The sequence below is a fragment of the Xanthomonas sp. SHU 199 genome (assembly GCF_000364665.1).
Lineage (GTDB): Bacteria > Pseudomonadota > Gammaproteobacteria > Xanthomonadales > Xanthomonadaceae > Xanthomonas_A > Xanthomonas_A sontii.
Window position 1 is genome coordinate 1 of sequence record NZ_AQOI01000822.1, and the last position, 10,764, is coordinate 10,764.

General features: G+C 70.9%; 8 protein-coding genes and 2 pseudogenes. 8 read left to right on the top strand and 2 right to left on the bottom strand.

The window, feature by feature from the left end:
• The 5 genes and pseudogenes from D183_RS25720 to D183_RS0122515 form a co-directional block, all read left to right on the top strand.
• Window positions 1-467, top strand: a pseudogene (locus D183_RS25720) (aspartate aminotransferase family protein); the annotation flags it as partial.
• Window positions 468-470: 3 nt separating this feature from the next.
• Window positions 471-1,109, top strand: coding sequence for a hypothetical protein (locus tag D183_RS0122500; RefSeq protein WP_017910986.1), 639 nt, complete (start codon window positions 471-473; stop codon window positions 1,107-1,109).
• A gap of 84 nt (window positions 1,110-1,193) precedes the next feature.
• Complete coding sequence (locus tag D183_RS0122505; RefSeq protein ID WP_017910987.1) at window positions 1,194-2,345, top strand: hypothetical protein; 1,152 nt, start codon at window positions 1,194-1,196, stop codon at window positions 2,343-2,345.
• A 125-nt stretch (window positions 2,346-2,470) separates the two neighbouring features.
• Entirely contained in the window at window positions 2,471-3,913 is a 1,443-nt protein-coding gene (locus D183_RS0122510; RefSeq protein WP_039729427.1) for an aldehyde dehydrogenase family protein, read from the top strand.
• 165 nt (window positions 3,914-4,078) lie between these two features.
• Window positions 4,079-4,750 (top strand): TetR/AcrR family transcriptional regulator, encoded by a 672-nt coding sequence (locus D183_RS0122515; RefSeq protein ID WP_017910989.1) that lies wholly within the window; start codon window positions 4,079-4,081, stop codon window positions 4,748-4,750.
• 317 nt (window positions 4,751-5,067) lie between these two features.
• Here D183_RS0122515 and parC read toward each other — a convergent pair whose 3' ends face one another.
• The gene (parC, locus tag D183_RS0122520; protein WP_017910990.1) at window positions 5,068-7,311 is read right to left on the bottom strand and encodes a DNA topoisomerase IV subunit A; all 2,244 of its coding nucleotides are present in this window, start codon (window positions 7,309-7,311) and stop codon (window positions 5,068-5,070) included.
• 57 nt (window positions 7,312-7,368) lie between these two features.
• Window positions 7,369-8,253 carry an AraC family transcriptional regulator gene (locus tag D183_RS0122525; RefSeq protein ID WP_017910991.1) on the bottom strand — a complete coding sequence of 295 codons (885 nt, stop codon included), beginning with the start codon at window positions 8,251-8,253 and terminating at the stop codon, window positions 7,369-7,371.
• 141 nt (window positions 8,254-8,394) lie between these two features.
• Between D183_RS0122525 and D183_RS0122530 the strand changes: the two genes are divergently transcribed.
• From D183_RS0122530 to D183_RS0122540, 3 genes and pseudogenes are all read left to right on the top strand, one after another.
• Window positions 8,395-8,844: a MarR family winged helix-turn-helix transcriptional regulator gene (locus D183_RS0122530; RefSeq protein WP_026144760.1), complete on the top strand. Its 450-nt coding sequence runs from the start codon at window positions 8,395-8,397 to the stop codon at window positions 8,842-8,844.
• Between the two features lie 10 nt (window positions 8,845-8,854).
• Complete coding sequence (locus D183_RS0122535) at window positions 8,855-10,342, top strand: efflux transporter outer membrane subunit (protein WP_017910993.1); 1,488 nt, start codon at window positions 8,855-8,857, stop codon at window positions 10,340-10,342.
• 10 nt (window positions 10,343-10,352) lie between these two features.
• Window positions 10,353-10,764: pseudogene (locus tag D183_RS0122540) on the top strand (biotin/lipoyl-binding protein); the annotation flags it as partial.

Consider the following 10,764-nt stretch of genomic DNA (forward strand, 5'->3'; position numbering starts at 1 on the left):
TGATGAGCCTGGTCGGCGGCATCGGCACCACGGCGCGGCGCGCCTTCGTCGGTGGCACGCTGTCGGCCAATCCGCTGTCCTGCGTGGCCGGTTACCACGCCTTGCTGGAAGCGCAACGCAGCGACGCCGCCGGCCAGGCCGGCCGCGCCGGCGATCGCCTGCGGCAGGGCCTGGAGGCGATCATCCGCCGTCTCGGTTTGCCGTACGTGGTCTACAACATGGGCTCGATCGTGCACCTGCAGACCTCCGGCGTGCTGCTACTGGACACCGGCAACCTGTACAAGCTGTGGCGCGTGCGCAACGAAGCCAAGGAGCGCAAGCACATGATGGAAGAGATGGGCGCGGCGTATTCGGCGCACGGGCTGATCACCCTGGCCGGCAGCCGCATCTACACCAGCCGCGCCGATACCGATGCGGTGGTCGACGAGGCGCTGAACCGCTTCGACGACGTGTTCAAGCTGGTGTAGCGCATGCCCACCGTCCCGCAGATCGAAGCACTCTGGCTGCACACCCGCGAGCGGCTCGTGGCCAAGCGTTTGCTCGGCGACGACGTGGCAGCCCTGGCGCTGCGCTGTCCGGGCACCACGGCGATGTGCTGCGGCGCGCTCAAGGCGGAGCGGCCGCAGTGGCTGGACTGGCGCGACCCGGCGCTGCCGGCCGCGGCGCAGGTGCACGCGCAGGTGTACGCGCGGCGTCCGGATGTCGGCGCCAGCGCCTGGTCGGCCGGCGTGTTCGGCCTGCGCCTGGCCGACGTCGGCGGCGTGCTGCCGCAGGTGTTCGACGAGCAGGCCCGGCACATCGGGCCGATGCCGGCGCCGTTTCCTGCGCTCGACGCGTTGGCGACGGCCGCGCCGGGCAGCGGCAGCGTCCTGCTGTTCGGCGGACGCCCGCTGTGTCTTGGCATCACCGCGCAGCGGCTGGCATTGAACGTGGAGTTGTTCGAGAAATGCGCCAAGGCCTATGTGCTTGCCGCGGCCACCGGCGGGCAGGTGCGGGAGCTGCCCTGGTGGGTGCGGCGCATCGCCAACGGGCGGCTGCGCAAGGACCAGGTGCGTGCCGCCGCGGCCTTTGCCGCGGGCGAACTGCCGGCCGAAAGCAAAGGCTACTGAGGGTCCATCGCGATGACCGCCACGCCATCCCCTTCTTCCCTCGCATCAACCGGCGTCCACGCGACACGTCCGCTCGCCGCGGCCTTGTCGATCGGCGCCATCGCGCTGCTGATCCTCGGCGTGCAGCCGATCGTGCTCGGCGCACTGGTCGAGCAGCACCTGATCACGCTGCCCGGCGTGGGCGTGGTGGCGATGGGCGAGATCATCGCCCTGGGCATCGGCGTGGCGCTGGGTGATGCGCTGCTGCCGGTGTCCTGGCAACGCACCACGGCGGTCGTGGCGGCGTTGCTGGCCGCGCTGCTGAACTTGGCCACGGTACAGGCACAGGGCGATGCGGCGTTCGTCGCGCTACGCGCCGTCGCTGGCCTGGCCGAGGGCCTATTGGTCTGGGTGGCCACCGTCAGCATCGTGCGCGCGGCCACCCCGGACCGGATCACCGCGGTGTTCATGGTGCTGCAGGCGCTGGCGCAGATCGCGCTGGCGGCGGCGCTGGCGCTGTGGGTGTTGCCGGCGGCCGGCTGGAAGGGCGGTTTCGTCGCCATGGCCGCGACCTGCCTGCTGGTGCTGCCGCTGGCGGCGGCACTGCCGGTGCCGGCAAGCCTGGCTCCCACAGCTGATGCGCAGTGCGCGGCGACCGCCACCGCCAGGCTGCGCTGGTCGCCGGCGACGCTGGCGCCATTGCTGGTGGCGTTCCTGCAGATGTCGGCGATCGGCGCGCTGTGGGCGTACCTGGAGCCGCTGGCGTTGCGCGCGGGGCTGGACGCGCATGCGGCGCAGCTGCAGACCTCGTGGGTGCTGGGCATGCAGATCGTCGGCGGGCTGGCGGCGATCTACTGGGTGCGCCGGCTGTCGGTGACGGCGACCCTGACCCTGGGCAGCGTGGCGCTGTGCCTGGTGGCCGCGGCGATGTACCGGGTTCCGGGCAATGCGGCGCTGGGCTTCGCCGCGGTGTGCGTGGCGTTCGGCTTCGCCTGGATGTTCCTGATGCCGTTCCATGTCGGCCTGGCGCTGCGCGCCAATGCGCAGGGGCGGGTGGCGGTGCTGGTGCCGGCGGCGCAGTTGATCGGGTCGGCCTGCGGGCCGTTGCTGGCGTCGCTGCTGCTGCATGCCGACGATCCGGCGCCGGTGCCGCTGGTCGGTCTGGGCTTTGCGCTGACCGCGGCGCTGCTGGCGCTGTGGATCGGCCGGCGGCAGCGCCGTCCGGCCGTCGTGGAGGCGGGCTCGCATGCGGGCTGATGGTGGTGGCCGTGCGAGCGTGCTGGCCGCTGCGATGACGCGCTTCCGTCGGCCGCGCATGGCGCAGGGCAGGAGATTGCCAGGCACCGGGCGATGGCCGATGTCCGCCAAGCAGGAGAGCCGCGATGGCGTCTGAGCCCGTGCTGGACACCCCACCGGAAACGGTCGCGGCGCTGTTCGCCGCGCAGCAGGCCACCGCGCTGGCCTGGCGCGGCTCCTCGGCGAACACGCGGCGCGCGCATCTGCGTGCGCTGCGCGATGCCTTGCTGGCGCGACGGCAGGCGCTGATCGCCGCCTTCGCCGCCGATTTCGCCAAGCCCGCACTGGAAGTGGAACTGACCGAAGTGCTGCCGGTGGTCGACGAGATCGCCACCGCCATCGCGCAGCTGCCGCGCTGGATGCGTCCGCGCAAGGTCGCCCCGACCCTGCTGGCCCTGGGCACGCGCGCGCGCATCGCGTTCCAGCCCAAGGGCCGCTGCCTGATCATCGGGCCCTGGAACTACCCGGTGGCCACCGTGCTGGGGCCGTTGGTGTCGGCACTGGCCGCCGGCAACACGGCGCTGATCAAGCCCTCCGAATTCACCCCGCAGGTCAACGCGGTGCTGCAGGCGGTGCTGGACGAGGCATTCGCACCGGAAGAGGTGGCCCTGGTGCAGGGCGGCGCGGCGACCGCGCAGGCCTTGCTGGCGTGCCCGTTCGACCATGTGTTCTTCACCGGCTCGGCGGCAGTGGGCCGGCAGGTGATGGCCGCGGCGGCGCGGCAGCTGACGCCGGTGACGCTGGAACTGGGGGGCAAGTCGCCGGTGATCGTCGACCGCAGCGCCGACCTGCGTCTTGCCGCCGAGGTGATCGTCTGGGCCAAGCTGGTCAATGCCGGACAGACCTGCATCGCGCCGGATACCTTGTTCGTGCATCGCGACGTCAGCGCGCGCCTGCTCGCACACTGCCGCGCCCTGCTGGCGCAGCGCTACGGTGCCGACGCGCAGGCGGTCGCCGCCAGCCCGCACCTGGCGCGCATGATCCACCCGGCGCATGCCGCGCGGGTGGCCGCGCTGATCGACGAAGCGCGCGCCGGCGGCGCGCAGTTGCTGGCCGGTGGCGAGCACGACGCGGAGCGCTGCTACGTGGCGCCGACGCTGCTGGCGCAGGTGCCGGCGCAGGCGCGGATCGCGCAGGAAGAGATCTTCGGTCCGGTACTGCCGCTGATCGAGTTCGCGCGCCTCGACGAGGTGCTCGACCGGCTCGACGCCGCGCCCAAGCCGCTGGCGCTGTACCTGTGGAGCCGCGATCGCGCCGGCATCGCCCAGGTGCTGGCGCGCACCAGTTCCGGCAGCGCGGTGGTCAACCACTGCCTGCAGCAGTTCGTGCACAGCGGTTTGCCGTTCGGCGGGGTGGGCGCCTCGGGATTCGGCAGCGCGCACGGCGTGCACGGCTTCCGCACCTTCTCGCACGAACGCGCGCTGCTGCGGGGCGGCCGACTGCCGATCGTCAAGGCGTTCTTTCCTCCGTACACCACGTTGCAGCGGTGCTTGGCGGCCGGCCTCAACGGTTGGCTGGCAAGGCGCTGAGCGACGTTGCCGGTGTGCCAGCGGCGGGCGCGGTAAGATGCGATGTCGGCGCGTGCCGCGACGTCGCTGCGCAGCCCGCGCACCCATTGCCGCGGCGATGCGTGCCGTCAGGCTGGTGACGTGCCGCCACCGCGGCGCCTGCTGCTTTACCACCATCGAGATCCCATGCCCGCCGACACGCCGCGTCCCTCCGCACCGCACCGCCCGCGCCTGACCGGGAACAAGGTGCCGGCCCAGCATCGCGCCACCGAGACCTACGAACAGATCCTCTCGGTCACCGCGCAACTGCTCGGCGACGTCGGCGTGGAGCGGCTGTCCACCAACCTGGTGTGCGCGCGTGCCGGGCTGACGCCGCCGGCGCTGTACCGCTATTTCCCCAACAAGTACGCGCTGCTGTCGGAACTGGGCCGGCGGCTGATGGAGCGGCAGAACCAGCTCATCCCCAAGTGGATCACCCAGCAGGCGATGAGCGGCACGCGCGAGGACCTGCAGCGCGCACTGGCCGGGTTGGTGCTGGATACCTACCGCGTCACCAAGGCGACCGAGGGCGGCGTGTGGGTGCTGCGTGCGTTGCGCGCGGTGCCGGCGCTGCAGCAGGTGCGCCTGGAGTCGCATGCGCAGGTGACCAAGGGCCAGGTGCGCTTCCTCAGCGAGGCCTTCCCCGACGCCGACCCGCGCCAGTTGCGCCTGGTCAGCCGCATCGTGGTCGACCTGATCTATGCCACGGTGGAACTGTTGTTCGATACCCGCCTGAGCGCGCGCGCGGTGGCCGATACGGTGGCGGCGATGATCGCCAGCCATATCGAGCAGTTGCGCGATGCGGCGACAGTGGGCTAGGCGACTTGGATTTGGTCGCTCGGGTGGCCGCGTTGTGGGAGGGGCTTCAGCCCCGACGCGCTGCAGGTGATGCGCGTCGGGGCTGAAGCCCCTCGCACAAAAGCCTCGTGACGTGCAGGTATGGGGGACGCTTGGCTTCGCACGCGATGCGCGTGCAGCCCGTGGTCGCTGTTGCGCTTCAACCGCGACGCTTCAGCGGTAAGGCATCGCGGCAGAAGCCGCTCCTAAGAGAAGCGGGATGCCGCGCCGTATGCAAAGGCTGCACCGGCGCGAAACTCCCATCCCGAATCCCGAATCCCGCGCTTGGCGCCAAGCGCTTACTCCACCGCCAGATCGTCGACCTTCTGCCACCCGCGCGGCAGCAGTCCGCCGCGGCTGGCGCGGGCGCCGAGGTAGGCGTCCAGGTCCTTGAACGACAGCGACATGGTGCGCTGGCCGCTCTTCACCAGCAGCGTGTTGCCCGGCGCCACCGCGGCGATCGCCACCACCCGCTCGGTGCTGAGCTTGGCCTTGGGGATGTCGATGATCTTGTTGCCCTTGCCCTTGTCCAGCTCGGGCAGGTCGGCGACCGGGAACGCCAGCAGGTGGCCGGCGCTGGTGACCGCGACGATGCGGTCGCTGCCGGCGCCGCTCACCGGCGCGGGCGGCAGCACCTTGGCGTTCGGGGTCAGGTTGAGCATGGCCTTGCCGGCCTTGTTGCGGCTGGTCAGGTTCTCGAAGCGGGTGACGAAGCCGTAGCCGTGCGAGGACGCCAGCACCAGGCGGCTGTCGTTCTCGCCGCTGGCGATGGCCTGGAACGAGGCACCGGCCGCGGGCGAGAAGCGTCCGGTCAGCGGCTCGCCGTTGCCGCGCGCCGAGGGCAGGGTGTGGACCAGGGTCGAATAGGCACGGCCTTCCGAATCCAGGAACGCCACCTGCTGCGTGCTGCGCCCGCGCACCGCCGCCAGCAGGCCGTCGCCGTCGCGGTAGGACAGCGCCGCCGGGTCCACGTCGTGGCCCTTGGCCGCACGGATCCAGCCCTTCTCCGACATCACCACGGTCATCGGCTCGCTCGGCACCAGCTCGGTCTCGTCGATGGCCTGGGCCGCGCCGCGCTGCACCAGCGGCGAACGCCGCGCATCGCCGAACTTCTTGGCGTCGGCCATCAGCTCGTCCTTGATCAGCTTCTTCAGCTTGGTCTTGCTGGCCAGCACCGCCTGCAGCTGCTCGCGTTCCTTGGCCAGCGCGTCCTGCTCGCCGCGGATCTTCATCTCCTCCAGCCGCGCCAGCTGGCGCAGGCGCGTTTCCAGGATGTAGTCGGCCTGTTCCTCGCTGAGCCCGAAGCGCGCGATCAGCGCCGGCTTCGGCTCGTCCTCGGTGCGGATGATGCGGATCACCTCATCCAGGTTGAGGAACGCGGTCAGCAGGCCTTCCAACAGATGCAGGCGGCGCTCGACCTTCTCCAACCGATGGTTGAGGCGGCGCACCACGGTGTCGCTGCGGAAGCGCAACCATTCCTCCAGCAGGGTCTTGAGGTTCTTGACCTGCGGGCGGCCGTCCAGGCCGATCACGTTGAGGTTGACCCGGTAGCTGCGCTCCAGGTCGGTGGTGGCGAACAGGTGGCCCATCAACTGCTCGGCGTCGACCCGGTTGGAACGCGGCACCAGCACCACCCGCACCGGATTGGCGTGGTCGGACTCGTCGCGGATGTCTTCCAGCCAGGGCAGCTTCTTGGCGCGCATCTGCTGCGCGATCTGCTCGATCACCTTGGACGGCGACACCTGGTAGGGCAGCGCCGTGACCACGATGTTGGCGTTTTCCTTCTGGTAGGTGGCGCGGGCGCGCACGCTGCCATGACCGGTTTCGTAAATGGTGCGCAGGTCGGCGGCCGGGGTGATGATCTCGGCGGTGGTCGGGTAGTCCGGGCCGCGCACGTGCTCGCACAAGTCGGCGACGCTGGCGTCGGGGTCGTCGAGCAGGCGGATCAGCGCGCTGACGATCTCGTTGAGGTTGTGCGGCGGCACGTCGGTGGCCATGCCCACGGCGATGCCGGTGGTGCCGTTGAGCAGCAGGTGCGGCAGCCGCGCCGGCATCCAGGTCGGCTCGTCCAGGGTGCCGTCGAAGTTCGGCGACCAGTCCACCGTGCCTTGGCCCAGTTCGCCCAGCAGCACTTCGGCGATCGGGGTCAGCTTAGACTCGGTGTAGCGCATCGCCGCGAACGACTTCGGGTCGTCGGTGGAGCCGAAGTTGCCCTGGCCTTCGATCAGCGGGTAGCGGTAGGAGAACGGCTGCGCCATCAGCACCAGCGCTTCGTAGCAGGCGCTGTCGCCGTGCGGGTGGTATTTGCCGATCACGTCGCCGACCGTGCGCGCGGACTTCTTCGGCTTGGCCGTCGCGTTCAGGCCCAGCTCGCTCATCGCATAGATGATGCGCCGCTGCACCGGCTTGAGCCCGTCGCCGAGGAAGGGCAGGGCGCGGTCCAGCACCACGTACATGGAGTAGTCGAGGTAGGCGCGTTCGGCGTATTCGCGCAGCGGCAGCTGTTCGAAGCCATGGAAGGCGGGGCGGGCGAGATCGGTCATGCGCAGGAAATACCTATAGGGGAACGCGGCGCCAGGCGCCGCAGGTCAGCCGGTCGATTATCCGGATGCGGCCGGCGATGCCAAGCCGCGCGTGCCGCCGGCGCTGGCCAGGTAACGGGCCGGAGGATGGCCGAAGCGGCCGCGAAAGGCGGTGACGAAGGCGCTGGGGCTGCTGTAGCCGAGCCGGAAGGCGGTGTCGGCGACGCTGGCGCCGTCGCTGAGCCGGCGCAGCGCCTCGGCCAGCCGCGCCTGCTGGCGCCAGCCGGCAAAGCCGAAGCCGGTCTCGTCGCGGAAGTGGCGGCTCAGGCTGCGCGCCGACAGCCCGGCCCAGTGCGCCCACTGCGCCAGCGAGCGGTCGTCGGCGGGGGTTTCCAGCAACTGGGTGGCGATGCGCAGCAGCCGGCGGTCGCGCGGCATCGGCAGGTGCAGATGCTCGACCGGGGCGTTGCGCACCTCGTCCAGCAGCACCGCGCACAGGCGCTGCTGCTCGGCCGCCAGCACCGGCGGCACCCCCCACTGGCTCATCCGTCGCAGCACCTCCCGGAACAGGCCGTTCATGCCGATCACGCAGGTCCGCGGCGGCAGGTCGGCGCAGACGTCGGGGCGGATCAGCACCAGGTAGCTGCGCACCCGCCCGGACACCTGCACCGTGTGCAGTTCCTGCGGCGGCATCCAGCCGGCACAGCCCGGCGGCAGCGACCACTGGCCGTGCGCGGTGCGGGTGCTCAGCACGCCGTCCTCCACATAGATCAATTGCCCGCGCACGTGGCGGTGCCAGTCCACCTCGCGCCGCAGCGACACCGGCGAATGCGCGATGAAGGCCAGCGCGGGCGGGCCATCGGCGCGCTCGAACCACTCCATGGCGCGCGGGTCCAGCGCGCTGTCGGAGCCGACGCTGGCCGGAGCGTCGGCCGGCTGGGTTGGCGCGATTTCGATATCCATTGTCCGGATTGTAATACCGAGCCATGGCCGCGCGCCGCTACAGTGCGCTCGCCGTCAGCGTTCCTCCGCTGCAACGCAGCATCTAGTTTCCTTGGGGATATTTTCTTGACATATATTTCTAAATGAAAATAATAGGCACCCATGAACTGCGCTCCCTCCTTTCCTGGCCAGCCCTCGTTCGGCCTGTTGCTGCGCCAGGTGCGTGACGGCCTGATGCGCCGCCTCGACCGCGCCATGGCCGGGCTGGAGCCGGACCTGGGCTTCAGCCACTACATCGGCATGAAGGCCCTGGCCCACATGGCGCCGTGCACCGCCAACGAACTGGCCCAGGCCATCGACCAGAACCCCAGCGCGGTGACGCGCCTGCTGGACAAGCTGGAAGACCTGGGCTGGGTGCGTCGCGAGGCGCACGCGCAGGACCGCCGCGCGTTGCGCCTGGTGCTGACCGACGAAGGCCAGGCGCTGTGGCAGCAGCTCAAGCAGCGCGGCGACGACGTCATCGCCGATGCCTTGCGCGATCTGTCCGCCGACGAGCGCGAGCACTTGTTTTCGCTGTTGGTCCGCGTCCGCGATTCCCTCAATTCGCCCTGAACCCGCCCACATGACTCTGTCTTCTTCTCCCTCCCGCCTGCGCCCGTTCGCGGTCGCGGCCCTCACCCTGGCACTGGCGGCCTGCGCCAGCAGCCGTGGCCTGGAACCGCAGGGGCGCCGGCTCGATGCCGACCGCCAACTGCACATCGGCAAGACCCTGGCCGCCGACGCGCTGGCGCCGGCGCCGTGGCCGCAGCAGGACTGGTGGAAGGCGCTGGGCGATCCGCAGCTCGACGCGCTGATCGCCGAGGCCCTGCAGGGCACGCCCAGTCTGGACGCCGCCGATGCGCGACTGCGCCTGGCGCAGGCGCAGGCCGGCGCGGCCGATGCCGACCGCGGCGCCAAGCTGTCGCTGTCGGCCGGCTACACCGGCCTGCAACTGCCCAAGGGCCTGGCCGGCGACGAGATCGGCGGCAAGTACATCCACAACGAGCAGGCGCTGCTGAACTTCAGCTACGGCTTCGACCTGTGGGGCGGCAAGCGCGCCTCGTGGGAGGCGGCAGTGGACCAGGCGCATGCGGCCGAGGTCGACGCGCAGGCCGCGCGCCTGGACCTGTCGGCCGGCGTCGCCCGCGCCTACGCGCAACTGGGCTACGCCTGGCATCTGTACGACCTGGCCGGCGCCGAGCTGGCGCGCTCGGAGAACAGCCTGAAGCTGGTGCGGCAGCGCCGCGATGCCGGCATCGACAACAACCTGCAACTGCGCCAGGCCGAGGCGCGGGTGCCGGCGGCGCGCCAGCAGCAGGCGGCAGCGCAGCAGCAAATCGACGAAGCGCGCACCGCCCTGGCGGCCTTGCTCGGCCGCGGCCCGGACCGCGGGCTGCAGATCGAGCGCCCGCGCCTGCTCGACCCGCAGGTCGCGCGGGTGCCGTCTGTGCTGCCCAGCGACCTGCTCGGCCGCCGGCCCGACGTGGTCGCCGCGCGCTGGCGCGTGGAAGCCGCCTCGCAGGGCATCCATGCGGCCAAGGCGCAGTTCTATCCCAGCATCAATCTGACCCTGTTGGGCGGCGTCGCCGCCACCAATCCGGGCGACCTGTTCAAGAGTTCGTCGGTGCTGGGCCTGCTCAGCCCGGGCGTGAGCCTGCCGCTGTTCGACAGCGGGCGGCTGCGCAGCCAGTTGGCCGAGCGCGATGCGCAGTACGACCTGGCGGTGGCCAACTACAACCAGACCCTGGTGGCGGCGCTGCGCGAGGTGGCCGATCAGGTCAACGCCGCGCGTTCGCTGGCCGAGCAGGCGCAGCAGCAGGCGCAGGCGCTGCAGACGGCGCAGGCCGCCTTCGACCTGTCGCAGCAGCGCTACCGCGCCGGCATCGGCAACTACCTGGACGTGCTCAGCGCGCAACAGCAGTTGCTGGACGCGCAGCAGCGCCTGGCGTCGCTGCAATCCAATCAGATCCTGGTCTCGGTGCGCCTGAATCAGGCGCTGGGCGGCGGCTACGACGCCACCTCCGCCGCCGATGCGCCGAGCTCTTCTTCTTCCGCACCTTCGCATTCCTGAGATCGCTGCAATGAATCAGACAACGACCCCCGCTTCCTCCGCTCCCGCCCCCAGCCGGCGCGGCAAGCTGCTGCGCGGCCTGGCCGTGGTAGTGGTGCTGGTGCTGATCGCGCTGGCGATCTGGTATTTCCTGGTCGGCCGCTGGCACGAGGACACCGACGACGCCTACGTGCAGGGCAACCTGGTGCAGATCACCCCGATGGTGGCCGGCACCGTGGTGCGCATCGACGCCGACGACGGCATGCGCGTGGAGCGCGGCCAGCCGCTGGTCAAGCTCGACCCGGCCGACACCGAGGTCGCGCTGCAGCAGGCCGAGGCCAATCTGGCGCGGACCGTGCGCCAGGTGCGCGGTCTGTACCGCTCGGTCGAGGGCGCCCAGGCCGAGCTGTCCGCGCAGCAGGTGACCCTGCAGCGCGCCCGCG